The following is a 15874-nucleotide window of genomic DNA, read 5'->3' on the forward strand; positions in this document are numbered from 1 at the left end:
TACACTTTATTAGTGTACATTTGCACCCCGTTTAACGGGATTGATTACATTAATAGTTAAAAATAGCAGTAGTGGATACATTAAGTTACAAAACCATTTCGGCCAATAAAACCAATGTAGATAAGCGTTGGTTATTAGTAGATGCCGAGGGAGAAGCTTTAGGACGTTTGTCTTCTAAAGTCGCTAATTTGTTAAGAGGAAAGCACAAACCAAATTTTACACCACACGTGGATTGTGGTGACAATGTGGTTATTATTAATGCAGAAAAGGTAACACTTAGCGGTAACAAATGGACCGACAAGGAATACCTTAGATACACAGGTTATCCGGGCGGACAAAGATCAACAACTGCAAGAGAGCTATTAGATAAAAATCCTGCAAGTATTGTAGAGAGAGCTGTAAAAGGAATGTTACCTAAAAACAGATTAGGAGCAGACCTTTTTAGAAATCTAAAAGTATATGCTGGCACGGAGCACGGACAAGAAGCACAGAAACCGACCGCGGTTAATTTAAAAGACCTTAAGTAATGGATATTATTCACAAAATTGGAAGAAGAAAAACGGCGGTAGCCAGAATTTATCTTTCTGAAGGAAAAGGTAATATTGTAATAAATAACAAGGATTTAAACGATTATTTCCCAACTGCAACATTACAGTACAAAGTAAAGCAACCTTTTACATTAACAGGTACGGACGATACGTACGATGTAAAAGTTAATGTATACGGTGGTGGAATCACTGGACAAGCTGAAGCTATTAGATTGGCTATTTCAAGAGCAATCTGTGAAATCGATGCCGAAAACAGAATTACACTTAAACCAGAGGGTCTATTAACTAGAGATCCAAGAATGGTAGAGCGTAAGAAATTCGGTCAGAAGAAAGCCCGTAAGAAATTCCAGTTCTCTAAACGTTAATCACGAATTTATCAGGTGCTTCTTTCGGGAAGCACCTTTATTATATTTTTTAACTAGTTCATTGAAAGTTCCATTTAAGGAACAATTAAAAATCCTTGAATTCTAACTAAGAATTAAGGTAAATTAGTTTAGCATCTAAATGGTGAAGGCTTTTCGTTACATATGAAATACCACTTCAGCATTGCTAATTCAAAAGAACGTAAACTAAATTTAAAATGGCGAAAGTCGAAGTAAAACAATTATTAGAAGCAGGTGTACATTTTGGACACCTTACCAGAAAGTGGAATCCCAACATGGCTCCTTACATCTACATGGAGCGTAACGGAATCCACGTAATCAACCTTTACAAAACAGTTGCAAAAATGGACGAGGCTAACGAAGCCTTGAGCAAAATTGCCGCATCTGGTCGTAAAATTCTTTTCGTAGCTACTAAAAAACAGGCAAAGGACATCGTTGCTGAAAAAGCGGCAAATGTTAATATGCCATACATTACAGAAAGATGGCCAGGTGGTATGCTGACCAATTTTGTTACTATCAGAAAAGCTGTTAAGAAAATGGCTATGATCGATAGAATGAAAAAGGATGGTACTTTCCTTACACTTTCTAAGAAAGAACGTTTACAGGTAGACCGTTTACGTGCTAAGTTGGAGAAAAACTTAGGTTCCATCTCTGAGATGACACGTTTACCTGGTGCCTTATTTATAGTAGATACCATGCGCGAGCACATTGCGGTTAAAGAAGCACAGAAATTGAACATTCCAATTTTTGCGATGGTAGATACCAACTGCGACCCAAGAGATGTAGATTATTTGATTCCATCTAACGATGACGCCTCTAAATCTATCGACATTATTATGACAGAAGTAACTAATGCTGTTGCAGAAGGTCTTGCAGAACGTAAGTCTGAAAAAGGAGAGAAAGAAGCAAAGAAAGATGTCAAAAAAGAAGAAGCTCCTAAAAAAGAAAAAGTAGCTCCGACTCCAGCAACAGTTGAAACTGAAGCACCTCCTGTTGTAGCAAAAGCTACAGAAGTAAAAGTTGATGTTGAAGCCACCAAAGAAGCTGTAGCAGAAGAAAAAAAGGAAGCCCCTAAAAAAGAGGCAAAGAAAAAATCCGAAAAGGGTGATGACTTGACGAAAATTGAAGGAGTTGGCCCCAAAGCTGCAGAAGCCTTGACTAATGCAGGTCTTGGAACTTTTGCTGCAGTTGCAAAAGCTGATGCCGATAAGATGAAAGAAATTTTGACAGAAGCGAGCTCTAGAATGGCTCATTTAGACCCAACCTCTTGGTCCAAGCAAGCGCAGATGGCTGCTGATGAAAAATGGGACGAGTTAAAAGAATGGCAAGATAATGTAAAGGGAGGCGTTGAATAAGCAAAATTCCGTACACTGAATAAATTATAAGAACAGCGTCCTCATTCATGAGGGACTATAAAATACAAGACAATGGCAAAAATTACCGCCGCAGAAGTAAATAAATTGAGAAAAGCTACAGGAGCTGGGATGATGGATTGTAAAAACGCTTTAGTTGAGGCTGAAGGAGATTTTGACAAAGCCATCGAAGTTCTTCGTAAAAAAGGACAAAAAGTTGCTGCCAAGAGAGCCGATAGAGATTCTTCTGAAGGAGCAGCAATAGCTAAAATTAATTCGGACAACACCGCAGGTGTGGCTATAGTATTGGGTTGTGAGACAGATTTTGTAGGTAAAAACGAAAACTTTGTTTCTTTAGCCAACGAACTTGCCGAAATTGCTTTGAATCACACTTCTAAAGAAGCCTTTCTAGCCGCTGATTTCGGAGGCATGACCGTTACTGATAAATTGATAGAGCAAACTGGTGTAATAGGTGAAAAACTGGAGATTACAGCTTTTGAGAAATTAGAAGCACCTTATGTTGGCTCTTACGTTCACATTAACAAAATAGCGGCACTTGTTGGCTTATCGTCAAAGGTGGATAATGCTGAAGTTTTAGTTAAGGATTTAGCAATGCAAGTTGCTTCTATGGGAGCAACAACCCTTTCTTATAAAGATTTTGATGCTGCCTTCGTAGCTTCTGAAACAGAAGCAAGAATTGCGGTCATTGAAAAAGACAACGAAGAATTAGGCCGTTTAGGAAAAACGCTTAAAAATGTTCCTCAGTATATTTCCATGGCGCAATTAACGGACGAAGTTATGGCCAAGGCTGAAGAAGATGCCAAAGCACAGTTAAAAGCAGAAGGAAAACCAGAGCAAATTTGGGATAAAATACTTCCAGGAAAAATGGAGCGATTCATTTCTGACAACACTACTTTAGATCAAGAGCAATGTTTACTTGATCAAAATTTCATCAAAGATGAAAAGAAAAGTGTTGCCGATTATGTAGCATCTTACGGAGATGTTTCCGTTACAGGATTTAAACGAGCTACAGTAGGATAATTATTAGACTAACTCAAACTAAAAACCCTTAAGGATAAAACCTTAAGGGTTTTTTAATATTTAAAATTATTAGCACTTAAATCATGCTTTTGTTAATTCAGTAAAATCCTTAAAAGTATCCTTCACAAGTATAATTTTGGTAACTTCCACAGTAGTGGAACCCACCAATCCTTCTATCTTAAAACTTTACGATTGTAATGGATTTCCATCCAAACCATAGTGTTTGAAGTCAAAGCAACACTTTTAACGATTATTGGCCTAATAGATTCCAAAGTGATATCCAATACAAAAGCACCAGTTTAATTTCCCCTTTCAACTTACTATTATTTAAATTGACCAAGTCCTAGGAAGCTATAATTACCATATAGTCAACAGCAATTAATAATTTATCTGCTCGTCAACCATAAAATAACGTACAAACAATAATTCTGAAGAAAGTTCTTTCACAAAATAGATCAAACCAAAAATTGTACTCCATAATGCAATTCTGTACCGGCAATAAGGATATCACAAATGAGGGTTACGTGTTATTTTCTTAGAAAGAATTATGCTCTTTAATGTAAACATTTCACTTCTCTGTCATCAAAATTTTTCAGTATTTTTGCTTTGAAAGAAAATAAATATGCAATACAAAAGAATACTTTTAAAACTAAGTGGTGAGGCCCTTATGGGCGAAAAGCAATATGGAATAGACTCCAAAAGGCTTAGTGAATATGCAGAGGAAATCAAGGAGGTTGTTGACAAAGGTATTCAAGTAGCTATTGTTATAGGTGGCGGAAACATTTTCAGAGGTCTTGCAGGTGCTGCTACAGGCATGGACCGTGTGCAAGGTGACCATATGGGTATGCTCGCTACAGTTATAAATGGGCTAGCCTTACAAAGCGCTCTTGAAATGCAAAATGTACAGACACGACTGCAGTCTGCAATAAAAATCAATGAAGTAGCAGAACCTTTTATTAGGAGAAGAGCAATGCGGCATTTAGAAAAGGGAAGGGTAGTCATTTTTGGTGGTGGTACAGGCAACCCCTATTTTACAACAGATTCCGCAGCGGTACTTAGAGCAATTGAAATTGAAGCAGATGTTATTTTAAAAGGAACCAGAGTAGACGGTATTTATACCGCTGATCCAGAAAAAGATAAGGATGCTACTAAATTTGATACCATATCTTTCCAAGACGTGCTTACAAAAGGTCTAAAAGTAATGGATACAACCGCATTTACTTTAAGCCAAGAAAATGAATTACCAATAGTGGTATTTGATATGAATAAAAGAGGGAATCTCTTAAAAATCGTAGCGGGAGAAACCATTGGTACTACTGTTAACATTTAAATTTTTGGTATAATTTGTGATTATAATATAGAAACATTTCAATATGAACGAAGAAATACAGTTTGTCCTAGATTCAGCCAAAGAAAGTATGGAAGCAGCAATAGCGCATTTAGAACGTGAGTTTGTAAAAATACGTGCGGGAAAAGCGAGCCCTACGATGCTTTCTTCTATCATGGTAGAATATTACGGTTCACAAACGCCATTGTCGCAAGTTGCCAATGTAAACACACCTGATGGTAGAACAATTTCAGTACAACCATGGGAAAAGGGCATGTTGCAGGAAATAGAAAAAGCCATCATGAATTCTAATCTCGGTTTTAATCCAATGAACAACGGCGATATGGTTATTATCAACGTACCACCATTAACTGAAGAGCGAAGAATTCAATTAACTAAACAAGCGAAGGCAGAGGCGGAACATGCCAAGGTAGGTGTGCGGAGCGCTAGGCAAGATGCGAACAAGGAAATAAAAGATTTAGAGGTCTCTGAGGATTTGGAAAAAAATGCCACAGGAGATGTTCAGGAACTAACCGATTCCTACGTAAAAAAAATAGATGATTTCCTCGGTGTAAAGGAAGCGGAGATAATGAAGGTATAATACAATTATATTAAATTTTTAGAAAATTAAGCAGCCCAATAGGCTGCTTTTGCTTTTCCAAATATCCATTCTTTTTAAACCTCCAATTTAGGTACGTTAATACACATTAGTTACCTTTGCACTCGGCTAAAAACAAGAATGGTAGCAAAACTTACACAAGGATTTTGGGCGAAGACTGCTAGAATAATACTTAGGAACAGAGTAGTAATATTACTGCTTGTTGCCGCTTTTACCGTATTTCTAGGTATGCAATGGCAACATATGCGGTTTTCCAGCTCCCAAGCCAACTTGTTACCAGATGACCACCCTGTAAACCAAGAATATCAATCTTTTCTAAGTCAATTTGGTGAAGAAGGGAACGCGGTAGTACTGGCCGTAAGAGACAGCGCACTCTTTCAGCCAAACAATTTTAAGCGCTGGAATAAATTCAGCAAGCAATTAGGAGCTTTCCCTGAGGTAGATTTTGTACTATCTACAGATAATCTACAAGAGTTGATAAAGGATAATGAAAAACAAGAATTTGTCCTTCAGCCTTTACTTAAAAAAGAATTAGAAAGTCAATTTGAAATTGATAGTATAACGCGGCATTTGTTCAATAACATGCCGTTCTACGACAATCTACTTTATAATAAAGAAAGCCGTACCCTGCGCACCGTTATGTATCTGGATAAGGACATTGTAAATACCAGTGTTCGAAAGGATTTTATCCTAAAGGACATGATACATTTGGTAAGTAGTTTTGAAGAGGAAACCGGTCTTGATGTGCACATATCCGGTATGCCCTACGTCCGCACCATGAATTCTCAAAATATCATTGATGAAATTGGTAAGTTTATTTTAGCAGCTTTAGGAGTTACTTCCCTAATTTTCTTTTTCTTCTTCCGAAGTGTACGCGCAACCATCATTTCTATGTGCGTAGTTATCATTGGTGTAATGTGGGCCTTTGGAATACTTGGATTATTGCAGTATGAAATAACGGTTTTAACTGCATTGATTCCCCCATTAATCATTGTTATTGGTATTCCTAATTGTATTTTCCTGATTAACAAATATCAGCAAGAAGTAAAGAAGCACGGAAACCAAGCATTATCCCTACAACGCGTAATTTCCAAGATTGGCAACGCAACGTTAATGACCAATATGACAACGGCCTCCGGTTTTGCAACGTTCATTATAACAGATAGCAAACTACTTAAGGAATTCGGAATCGTAGCCTCTATAAACATCATTGGGATTTTTATACTATCCCTTCTGATCATACCTATTGTTTATAGTTTTATGTCCCTCCCAAAGACCAAACATCTAAGGCATCTGAACAAAAGATGGATTGATGCTTTTGTAAGTTGGATGGAAGGTATCGTTAGAAATCAAAGAGTTGCCGTATATATCGTATCTATTGCCCTACTAGTGGTCAGTATCATAGGTATTTACCAAATTGATATTTCTGGTAGCCCTATAGAAGATATGCCCAAGAATGCTGAATTTTTTAAGGATATTCGCTTTTTTGAGGAAGAATTCGACGGTATAATGCCCGTAGAAATAGTAGTAGATACTAAAAGTCCAAAAGGTGTACTGAAACCCGCAACCCTAAAAAGAATAGACAGGCTAGGCGCTGTAGTAGAAGAAATACCAGAGCTATCCAAACCAGTTTCGGTAGTTAATTTGGTAAAATATTCTAAGCAGGCATTTTATAATGGTATTCCCAAATACTATCAATTACCGACGAGCCAAGAAAATACATTTATAATGGATGTTGCCAGAAAATCGTCTGACAATGGCAATCTTTTAAAAAGCTTTGTTGATACTACGGGACAAACGGCAAGAATGACCACTTTTATGCGCGATGTGAAAACAGACCGTATGGAGGAAATTGAACAACGTCTCTTGGAAAATATAGCGAAAATATTTCCAAAGGAAAGGTACACTGTTTACATGACAGGAAGTGCCCTACTATTCTTAAAAGGGACCAAGTACTTAGTCAAAAATTTAATAATGTCCTTAGCATTGGCAATAGGTCTTATAGCATTATTTATGGCCTACCTATTTCGTTCTTTTAGGATGATTATCATTTCCTTAATCCCTAATTTATTACCGCTATTGGTAACAGCGGGGATAATGGGTTTTGTCGGCGTTCCTATAAAACCATCTACCATACTTGTATTTAGCATTGCTTTTGGAATTTCCGTTGACGACACCATACACTTTTTAGCCAAATACCGGCAAGAGCTCACTTCTAGCAAATGGAAGATAGAAAAATCGGTTTACGCGGCATTGCGGGAAACTGGCGTAAGTATGTTTTACACCTCCATCGTATTATTTTTTGGTTTTTCCGTTTTCGTTATTTCCAATTTCGGAGGAACAGTAGCCCTGGGCTCTTTAGTATCTGCGACCTTACTTTTTGCCATGCTGGCCAATCTTATTCTATTACCATCTCTTTTATTATCCTTGGAGAAGAGTATAGCCAATAAGGAAGTGCTTAAAAAACCACAAATAGATATCCTACCAAAAGGAGAGGACACCGTTTAATTTGATTTGGTTCTAAAACTTCCTTTTTAGACTAAGTATTCCTTCATTTTTTTGAGCAAAGGATTATCTTTGACCTTTAACATTCAATACACTTAAAATGCGTTCAGCAAGCATAAAAGACCTCCTTTCAGGAAAGGATTTACTACAAGAAGTAACCATCAACGGTTGGGTCAGAACATTTAGAAGTAATCGTTTCATTGCTCTAAATGATGGCTCCACATTAAATAATATACAATGCGTAGTAGATTTTGAAAAAATTGACGAAGCTGTTCTAAAACAAATAAATACGGGTAGTGCACTGCGTATTTCAGGAACATTGGTAGAGAGCCAAGGTCGTGGACAAAGTGTGGAGATTCAGGTTAATAATATATACGTGCACGGCAACGCGGACCCCGAAGTATATCCCATTCAACCTAAAAAACACTCTTTAGAATTTTTACGTGAGAAAGCGCATTTAAGAGCAAGAACCAACACCTTTTCAGCAGTAATGCGCGTTCGTTCCGCACTAGCATTTGCGGTACATCAATATTTCCGTGACAATGGTTTTTATTATTTTCATGCGCCCATAATTACCGGTTCCGATGCTGAAGGTGCAGGTGAAATGTTTCGTGTAACAACATTAAATGAAAAGAATCCACCGCTAACGGAAAACGGAGACGTTGACCACAAAGAGGATTTTTTTGGAAAGGAGACCAATCTAACGGTTTCAGGACAGCTAGAGGCGGAGGCCTATGCCATGGCCTTAGGAAAAGTATATACTTTTGGTCCTACTTTTAGAGCGGAAAATTCAAATACCTCTAGACACCTTGCTGAGTTTTGGATGATAGAACCGGAGATGGCATTTTTTGATTTAAACGATAATATGGATTTGGCGGAAGACTTCATCAAAAGTGTCATCAGCTATATTCTAGAGCACTGTCAAGAGGATTTACAATTTTTGGAAAAGCGCCTGTTGGATGAAGAAAAAACCAAACCCCAAGCAGAACGCAGCGAAATGGCTTTGATAGAGAAACTTAAATTTATCTCGGAGAACAATTTTAAAAGAGTTACCTATACAGAAGCAATAGACATTCTTCGCAATAGTAAACCCAACAAAAAGAAGAAATTCAAATATCCTATTAATGAATGGGGTGCGGACCTTCAAAGCGAGCACGAACGCTATCTTGTAGAAAAGCATTTTAAATGTCCTGTAATTTTATTTGATTATCCAGCTAAAATAAAGGCATTTTATATGCGCTTAAACGAAGATGGTAAAACCGTAAGGGCTATGGATATACTATTCCCTGGCATCGGTGAAATTGTAGGTGGCTCTCAAAGAGAAGAACGTTTAGATGTGCTTAAAGAAAAAATGGCCGCATTAGATATTCCCGAAGAAGAACTTTGGTGGTATCTTGATTTACGAAAATTCGGTACTGCAGTTCACAGTGGTTTTGGCCTAGGTTTTGAAAGACTCGTTCTATTCGCTACCGGAATGGGAAATATCCGAGATGTTATTCCTTTCCCGAGAACTCCTCAAAATGCTGAATTTTAAACGCAATTGATTATTTTTATAAGGACTAGAAAACACCTATGTTAAAACAGTACCTGCAGTTTAAATTATCTCAAAAGTTATCTCCTCAACAAATACAGTTGATGAAGTTGATACAATTGCCTACGCAGGCTTTTGAGCAGCGTTTAAAACAGGAACTAGAAGAGAATCCGGCGTTGGAAAGTGGTAAGGAGGAAATGGAATCCTTAAACGATGAGTTCGACGACCCATATGAAGGCGAGAGCGATAGTGAAACCATTGAAGCTGAAGATATCAATATTGATGATTACCTGAGTGATGATGAAATTCCGGACTATAGAACCCAAGCCAATAATTATAGTGCCGATGATGATGAAAAAAGTGTTCCATATGCTTCAGGAACATCTTTTAATCAATATTTACTAAGTCAACTCAATACTGTTTATCTAAATGACGAGGAATGGGCAATTGCTGAATTTTTGGTCGGTAGTGTAGACGAGAGTGGCTACATTAGAAGACCACTTTCAGATATTTTAGACGATTTAGCTTTTACCCAGAATATATATACCGAAGAAAAAACCATTGAACGCGTATTAGCTATCGTGCAGCAATTGGACCCACCCGGTGTGGCCGCAAGGTCTCTAGAAGAGTGTCTTATTATTCAATTAGAAAGGAAAGACAATACCCCAAGCATAGATTTAGCAGTAGCTATCTTGAAGAAATCTTTTGAACAATTTACGAAAAAGCATTACAAAAAGCTGATACAAAAGCATAGTGTTTCAGAAGAAGAACTGAAGGGTGCGATTTCTGAAATCGAAAAATTGAATCCAAAACCGGGCGGTTCTTATTCTGGCAATACACGTATGATAGAACACGTGGTTCCTGATTTTTCCATTAAAATAGTGGACGGAGAATTAGAACTGACCCTTAATGGCAGAAATGCTCCCGAACTTCATGTTTCTAGAGAATACAGCAACATGCTGAAAGGCTACAAAGAATCTAAAGAAAAATCCAAGTCCCAAAAAGACACTGTACTCTTTATAAAGCAAAAACTAGATGCCGCAAAGTGGTTCATTGACGCCATTAGACAACGGCAACAGACCTTGTTCATAACAATGAACGCCATAATGCAGTATCAAAAGAAGTATTTTCTAACAGGAGATGAGCGCAACTTACGCCCTATGATCCTGAAAGATATCGCTGATGAGATTCAAATGGACGTCTCCACCGTATCACGAGTAGCCAATAGCAAGTATGTAGATACCCCCTACGGCACCAAATTGATAAAACAATACTTCTCAGAGTCTATGAAAAATGAGCAGGGAGAAGACGTATCCACAAGGGAAATAAAGAAAATTTTAGAAACAGTCATTAATGAGGAAACAAAGAAAAAACCTCTGACCGATGATAAACTTGCCACGATTCTAAAAGAAAAAGGCTATCCTATAGCAAGACGAACAGTTGCGAAATACAGAGAACAACTCGGAATACCGGTAGCCCGATTGCGAAAACAGATTTAATGAAATTCTTTTCTAATGCCATTTCATACCTATTCCATCCGCTATTTGCTCCAATAGGCGGGACATTAATCTACTTTATAATTACACCAAAGTATAGTCCTTTAGAACTTCAAAGTGGCAACATACTTCCCATATTCATTTTAACGGTCATTATCCCCATAGTAACTTACATGATTCTAAGGAACTTACATATGGTAAGTTCGGTCATTATGCCTAGTAGTAAAGAACGTATTTACCCGTTGGCAATTAACATATTACTACTCGCTCTTATTCTTTATAAGGTCATTCCCAATAATTATGTCATAGAATTATACTTCTTCTTTGTAGGGCTAATAGGAGCTGCAATAGCTAGCCTTGTACTGCTATTTTTAAGATTTAAGGCAAGTTTACATTTAATGGGCGTTGGAAGCCTTCTTATGTATTTGATTACACTTAGCGTTCATTTTGAAATAAACGTTGTAATAGCCATAAGTCTGTTCTCTCTAGCTATGGGTATTGTAGCCAGCTCAAGATTATATCTAAAGGCTCATACCAAATCAGAATTACTTGTAGGATTACTTATTGGATTACTAACTCAGCTGCTTACAGTTAAGTTCTGGTTATAAAATATAAAATATAAAACCTATTCTCAGCGGCCTAAAACCGATAGATTCACCGTTAACTACGGCGCTATCTTCAAATAAATCAGTCAAGGAATAATAAACGTGTATATTAAAAGTGTTGTATCCTACATTTAAAGTTAACCCATACTGAAATTTCCTTATATCAGAATTAAAGAAGCCATCAGTAAAGTCGTCCGTTACTAATTTAGATCTTGCCCCTACTGCATAAGCAGCCTTCACTCCAGCGTATATTCGCCAAAACTTATATTCCTCAGCAGAAGAAGTGCGCCATCTAAATTCTAATGGGAACTCTACCAGATGTGTTTCCAATTTACTTCGTCTGAAACCTTCTACAGCCGTATCAAAAATATAATTTAACCCAGCATCATTATCTCTCACCACCAAATTGGAGTAGTAATTGTTTATAGCAAGACCGGCCCCAAGACCCAAGGCCCTAGTTCCAGTGCTATTTAAGGGGATATCTTTAATAAAACCAGCATTAAGACCATAAGAAAGATTTCGTTGCTTAAAATCCTCTGCTTTATTACGCACAAAATTATAGGTGATTCCAAAATAAAACTGGTCCTCAAAATACCTAGTATTGGCTGTATTCTCCTTAGTCGGAGACTGTCCCATAACTTGAAGAACTACACAAAATAATACCCCACAAAGAAAACTTTTCATCCTCCTATATAAATTAGGTTATCTAAAAACAACTCTGAAAGCTATTTTGATTTGCACAACACTACTAGATGTTATGTTGAATTATTTAAATGTAATAAAATAAAAAACGCTCCAAAAATATTGGAGCGTTTATAAGTTTGAAATAACTGAATCTACTACTGGAGATTTCTAAAAGCGTCTCCCTCATAGGTAGTATAGTTGACCTTAAGTGCATTAACCTTTCTTAGCTCTTGCTTAATATCCGATATAAGACCCATATTCGCATTCTTATCCACCTTTAAAGAAGTAGTTAAAACGTTTTGAAGTTCTTGAGCCTTCTTTGCTCTTTCCATAAGAATATAATCACCAACCTCGGAAGGGTTTGCAAACTTATCGTTCAATTGTATTTTGGGTTCTGTTCCGAAAACCTTTTCATATTCCTTTGTTGGTTTACCAACATAGATATATATAACACGATCCTTCTTTTCTAACTTCTTTATTTCTGTGGCATTGGGCAAAATGTTCTCAACTTTCAGAGAACTATCCTTCATTACCGTAACCGTCATAAAGAAAAACAAAAGCATAAATACAATGTCTGGAAGTGATGCCGTTGATACCGCTGGCACATCTCCATCTTTTTTCTTTGCAAATTTTGACATAGTGTTCTGTTTATTGTTCGTTAATTAGATGAGGAAGTTTCTGCCTCAGAAAGCTTTTGAGGAAATAAATCCTGAATCCGTTTTACTTTCTCTTTCAATTCCTCCTTTACATCATCAGATGTTTCTGGATTAAGATATTCAGCCTCCATTGCCGTGAAATCGGTTTTGAACAATCGCTGCGCCTCTCTGTTACGCAAATCATTATACGCACCAACTAATTCGTTCTGAACAGTTATGTAAGTGCTATATTTTGTTTCACGATCATTTTTCAGGGAGATAATTGCTTTTGAGGGATTATCAGATGACGAAGCATCTCTCTGACCCTTGCAATAGTTACAATATTCCGGACTGCCTGATGGTGCCCCCCCATTGTCCAAAAAAGCTTTAGCCTTTTCGCGTAAATCCTTAAGCTCTATCAATTCGTCGTCAGCTAAAAGCTGTCCGTTTTTATTAATATTTACTTGAAAGATATTTTTTTGTTTAATAACAACGTCTGTATCGGGCGGTTCTATTGGCGGCAACATACGATCCAATCCTGCATCTGTTTCAATGGTAGTTGTTACCAAGAAAAAGATAAGTAAAAGGAAAGCTATATCTGCCATGGAACCAGCGCTAACCTCTGGTGCTCCTGCTCTTCTAGCCATAATCTTTGTGTTTTTTATTTACTAAACATATTTTTAATAGCTGGTATGATGAGAGAAGCTACAGCAATAATTGTTAATAGGAAAAATACATTCAATCCCATACCAATCTTTTTTACTGTACTTTCATCTGACATAGCCAAGAATTCCGGATCAACATCCGTTCCACTAGCCAATACATAAGAGATACCAACCACTAATAAGAACCCTCCAACAACAAACAAAGTCTTTTTAAGGCCCTGTGGATTAGAGAATAAATTTTTAAGTGTGAAAACCAAACTTACCACTACTGCAATTCCTAGTAGTATGTAAGTAATGATAAACATTGCGTTCATTGCTCCACTTTGCGCAGCTTCCGCTACAGGCATATCCGAACTAGGTAATAAGTACCACAGCAATGCGCTTACCACACCTATAACAATCAATGCTATTTTTATAATTTTTTGCATAATTTTTAGGTATTAAAAGGTGCTACTTATTTTTTGTGATCTACCAACATATCGATTAAAGTAATCGAAGAATCTTCCATGTCATTAACTATGCTATCAATCTTAGCAATAATGTAATTATAAAAAATTTGAAGGATAATGGCAGTAATCAAACCAAATACCGTCGTTAATAATGCAACTTGGATATCACCTGCAATAAGTGAAGCACTTAAGTTACCAACAGCAGCAATTTTCTGGAAGGCTTGAATCATACCAATAACCGTACCCATGAAACCAAGCATCGGTGCAATAGCGATAAATAAAGATAACCAAGAAACATTTTTCTCTAATTGTCCCATTTGAACACCACCGTAAGCTACAACTGCTTTCTCCGCAGATTCAACGCTCTCACCTGCTCTATCTAAACCTTGGTAATATATAGAAGCCACTGGACCTTTTGTATTTCTACAAACTTCTTTCGCAGCTTCAACACCGCCAGAAGCTAAAGCATCTTCAACTTGTTGCTTTAATTTAGAACTGTTCGTGCTTGCCATGTTAAGGTATATGATTCTTTCAATAGCAACCGCCAAACCAAGAATCAAACATAAAAGAACAATACCCATGAAACCGGCACCCCCGGTAATGAACATTTCCTTTAATACTTGTGTAAATCCTTTTTCTGCCTCAGGGGCTGCATCTTGAATTAAAATAGCTGCAGTCGCCACCTTTGCACTTACCATATTTGTACCTGCTACAAATGCCCCAGCAACTGCTAGGCTTGGGAATAATTTTTTCATTTTTTCAAACTTAAATTAGTTAGTTAATAGGGTTAAAGATAAAAAAAAAACAATATAAAAAAAGTAAAATTTAATTGCAGAGAGGAAGGGATTCGAACCCTCGATACCCTTTTGGGGTATACACACTTTCCAGGCGTGCGCCTTCGACCACTCGGCCACCTCTCTAAATTAGTCTTTTTTAAGGTTGGGCAAATAACAAAAAAAATATTGGTTAAAGAAATTATTACAGGTTAATTTAGTGCATTTCACCACGTAGCTCAGTCTCAAAAACGGTTTTAAACAAGGCATCGGACACATCACTACCAAGCATATACATGGCTTTGGCTATCGCCGCTTCTGTTGTAATATCCTTACCACTAATAACTTGCATTTTCTTTAACTGTGTACTTGTCTCATATTGTCCCATTAATACACTACCTCCAGAGCACTGGGTAACATTAATTACATGTAGCCCATTTTTTATGGCCATTTTTATACTATCAATGAACCAATCGGCTGTAGGAGCATTTCCCGAACCGTAAGTCTCCACAATAAGCACGCGCAGTCCTTCCGTTTTCAGAACACCATCCAAAGCGCGTTGATTTAAGCCCGGAAAAATTTTCAAAACAGCTACATTCTCGTCCATTTGTTTATGGAACTTAGGCTTTCTATTTTTCTTATGGGGCAATAAATACTCCTTAAAAACATTTAAATGCACACCAGACTCTATCAAATGTGGATAATTTAATGAGGCAAATGCTTGAAAGTGTTCTGCGTTTATTTTAGTAGTTCTATTCCCTCGATATAATTTATATTCAAAGTACAGACCAACTTCGCGAATTACAGAACGCCCTCTTTCCTGCAATGCGGCAATCTGAATGGAAGTAATTAAATTTTCCTTTGCGTCTGTTCTCAAATCGCCTATTGGTAGTTGTGAACCTGTTAAGATTACTGGTTTTGAAAGATTTTCTAGCAGAAAACTAAGTGCGGCAGCAGTATAACTCATGGTATCACTGCCGTGCAGTACAACAAATCCATCATGAGAATCATAATAAGCCTCTATAATTTCGACGATTCTCACCCAATCCGATGTTCCCATGTCAGAAGAATCTATAGGTTCCTGAAAAGATACCGTATCGATACTGCAATCCAATTGATTCAATTCTGGTATGTTCTTTAACAATTCATCAAAATTAAACGCCCTTAGCGCTCCAGAAGCATAGTCCTTCACCATACCTATGGTTCCACCGGTATAAATTAAGAGGATTTTTTTATCGTTCACAGCCATCATATTCTAGTT

At 37.2% G+C, this 15874-nt stretch carries 16 protein-coding genes and 1 tRNA gene; 10 read left to right on the forward strand and 7 right to left on the reverse strand.

Translation table 11 applies throughout. The annotated features are described in order from the left end of the window. Positions 1-71 precede the first annotated feature (71 nt). From rplM to SJY09_RS10370, 10 genes are all read left to right on the forward strand, one after another. Positions 72-527: a 50S ribosomal protein L13 gene (gene rplM / locus SJY09_RS10325; RefSeq protein ID WP_396635640.1), complete on the forward strand. Its 456-nt coding sequence runs from the start codon at positions 72-74 to the stop codon at positions 525-527. Next, positions 527-913: a 30S ribosomal protein S9 gene (gene rpsI / locus SJY09_RS10330; RefSeq protein ID WP_396635641.1), complete on the forward strand. Its 387-nt coding sequence runs from the start codon at positions 527-529 to the stop codon at positions 911-913. The genes rplM and rpsI overlap by 1 nt, the downstream gene beginning before the upstream one ends. 215 nt (positions 914-1128) lie before the next feature. Further along, positions 1129-2286: a 30S ribosomal protein S2 gene (rpsB, locus tag SJY09_RS10335; RefSeq protein WP_396635642.1), complete on the forward strand. Its 1158-nt coding sequence runs from the start codon at positions 1129-1131 to the stop codon at positions 2284-2286. Positions 2287-2358: 72 nt separating this feature from the next. After that, positions 2359-3324 carry a translation elongation factor Ts gene (gene tsf, locus SJY09_RS10340; RefSeq protein ID WP_396635643.1) on the forward strand — a complete coding sequence of 322 codons (966 nt, stop codon included), beginning with the start codon at positions 2359-2361 and terminating at the stop codon, positions 3322-3324. A gap of 622 nt (positions 3325-3946) precedes the next feature. Continuing rightward, complete coding sequence (gene pyrH / locus SJY09_RS10345) at positions 3947-4654, forward strand: UMP kinase (RefSeq protein ID WP_126592303.1); 708 nt, start codon at positions 3947-3949, stop codon at positions 4652-4654. A 43-nt stretch (positions 4655-4697) separates the two neighbouring features. Further along, the gene (gene frr / locus SJY09_RS10350; protein ID WP_396635644.1) at positions 4698-5252 is read left to right on the forward strand and encodes a ribosome recycling factor; all 555 of its coding nucleotides are present in this window, start codon (positions 4698-4700) and stop codon (positions 5250-5252) included. Between the two features lie 138 nt (positions 5253-5390). Next, positions 5391-7778, forward strand: coding sequence for an RND family transporter (locus SJY09_RS10355; RefSeq protein ID WP_396635645.1), 2388 nt, complete (start codon positions 5391-5393; stop codon positions 7776-7778). A 97-nt stretch (positions 7779-7875) separates the two neighbouring features. Continuing rightward, positions 7876-9309, forward strand: a complete 1434-nt coding sequence (gene asnS / locus SJY09_RS10360) for an asparagine--tRNA ligase (RefSeq protein WP_396635646.1) — start codon at positions 7876-7878, stop codon at positions 9307-9309. Positions 9310-9347: 38 nt separating this feature from the next. Next, positions 9348-10805 carry an RNA polymerase factor sigma-54 gene (gene rpoN, locus SJY09_RS10365; RefSeq protein ID WP_396635647.1) on the forward strand — a complete coding sequence of 486 codons (1458 nt, stop codon included), beginning with the start codon at positions 9348-9350 and terminating at the stop codon, positions 10803-10805. Further along, positions 10805-11410, forward strand: coding sequence for a hypothetical protein (locus SJY09_RS10370; protein ID WP_396635648.1), 606 nt, complete (start codon positions 10805-10807; stop codon positions 11408-11410). The genes rpoN and SJY09_RS10370 overlap by 1 nt, the downstream gene beginning before the upstream one ends. Here SJY09_RS10370 and SJY09_RS10375 read toward each other — a convergent pair. The 7 genes from SJY09_RS10375 to SJY09_RS10405 all read right to left on the reverse strand — a co-directional run bounded on the left by SJY09_RS10375 (position 11405) and on the right by SJY09_RS10405 (position 15856). Beyond that, positions 11405-12091: a porin family protein gene (locus SJY09_RS10375; protein WP_396635649.1), complete on the reverse strand. Its 687-nt coding sequence runs from the start codon at positions 12089-12091 to the stop codon at positions 11405-11407. The genes SJY09_RS10370 and SJY09_RS10375 overlap by 6 nt on opposite strands. A gap of 155 nt (positions 12092-12246) precedes the next feature. After that, a complete protein-coding gene (locus SJY09_RS10380; RefSeq protein ID WP_396635650.1) occupies positions 12247-12729 on the reverse strand; it encodes an ExbD/TolR family protein in 483 nt (160 codons plus the stop codon). Positions 12730-12749: 20 nt separating this feature from the next. After that, a complete protein-coding gene (locus SJY09_RS10385; RefSeq protein ID WP_396635651.1) occupies positions 12750-13373 on the reverse strand; it encodes an ExbD/TolR family protein in 624 nt (207 codons plus the stop codon). Positions 13374-13387: 14 nt separating this feature from the next. After that, positions 13388-13819: a hypothetical protein gene (locus SJY09_RS10390; RefSeq protein WP_099574133.1), complete on the reverse strand. Its 432-nt coding sequence runs from the start codon at positions 13817-13819 to the stop codon at positions 13388-13390. A 26-nt stretch (positions 13820-13845) separates the two neighbouring features. Beyond that, positions 13846-14595, reverse strand: coding sequence for a MotA/TolQ/ExbB proton channel family protein (locus SJY09_RS10395; protein WP_396635652.1), 750 nt, complete (start codon positions 14593-14595; stop codon positions 13846-13848). A gap of 77 nt (positions 14596-14672) precedes the next feature. Next, positions 14673-14760 (reverse strand) — tRNA-Ser (locus tag SJY09_RS10400). Positions 14761-14830: 70 nt separating this feature from the next. After that, complete coding sequence (locus SJY09_RS10405; RefSeq protein ID WP_396635653.1) at positions 14831-15856, reverse strand: asparaginase; 1026 nt, start codon at positions 15854-15856, stop codon at positions 14831-14833. Between the last annotated feature and the right edge of the window lie 18 nt (positions 15857-15874).

Origin of the sequence: Maribacter sp. R77961, from assembly GCF_044594925.1 — a bacterium.
In the GTDB taxonomy this organism is placed as follows: Bacteria; Bacteroidota; Bacteroidia; order Flavobacteriales; family Flavobacteriaceae; genus Maribacter.

Bases quoted from the DNA above. Each gene is read 5' to 3' on its own strand.
- rpsI (WP_396635641.1), top strand. From the start codon at position 527: ATGGATATTATTCACAAAATTGGAAGAAGAAAAACGGCGGTAGCCAGA.
- rpsB (WP_396635642.1), top strand. From the start codon at position 1,129: ATGGCGAAAGTCGAAGTAAAACAATTATTAGAAGCAGGTGTACATTTT.
- tsf (WP_396635643.1), top strand. From the start codon at position 2,359: ATGGCAAAAATTACCGCCGCAGAAGTAAATAAATTGAGAAAAGCTACA.
- pyrH (WP_126592303.1), top strand. From the start codon at position 3,947: ATGCAATACAAAAGAATACTTTTAAAACTAAGTGGTGAGGCCCTTATG.
- frr (WP_396635644.1), top strand. From the start codon at position 4,698: ATGAACGAAGAAATACAGTTTGTCCTAGATTCAGCCAAAGAAAGTATG.
- SJY09_RS10355 (WP_396635645.1), top strand. From the start codon at position 5,391: ATGGTAGCAAAACTTACACAAGGATTTTGGGCGAAGACTGCTAGAATA.
- asnS (WP_396635646.1), top strand. From the start codon at position 7,876: ATGCGTTCAGCAAGCATAAAAGACCTCCTTTCAGGAAAGGATTTACTA.
- rpoN (WP_396635647.1), top strand. From the start codon at position 9,348: ATGTTAAAACAGTACCTGCAGTTTAAATTATCTCAAAAGTTATCTCCT.
- SJY09_RS10370 (WP_396635648.1), top strand. From the start codon at position 10,805: ATGAAATTCTTTTCTAATGCCATTTCATACCTATTCCATCCGCTATTT.
- SJY09_RS10375 (WP_396635649.1), bottom strand. From the start codon at position 12,091: ATGAAAAGTTTTCTTTGTGGGGTATTATTTTGTGTAGTTCTTCAAGTT.
- SJY09_RS10380 (WP_396635650.1), bottom strand. From the start codon at position 12,729: ATGTCAAAATTTGCAAAGAAAAAAGATGGAGATGTGCCAGCGGTATCA.
- SJY09_RS10385 (WP_396635651.1), bottom strand. From the start codon at position 13,373: ATGGCTAGAAGAGCAGGAGCACCAGAGGTTAGCGCTGGTTCCATGGCA.
- SJY09_RS10390 (WP_099574133.1), bottom strand. From the start codon at position 13,819: ATGCAAAAAATTATAAAAATAGCATTGATTGTTATAGGTGTGGTAAGC.
- SJY09_RS10395 (WP_396635652.1), bottom strand. From the start codon at position 14,595: ATGAAAAAATTATTCCCAAGCCTAGCAGTTGCTGGGGCATTTGTAGCA.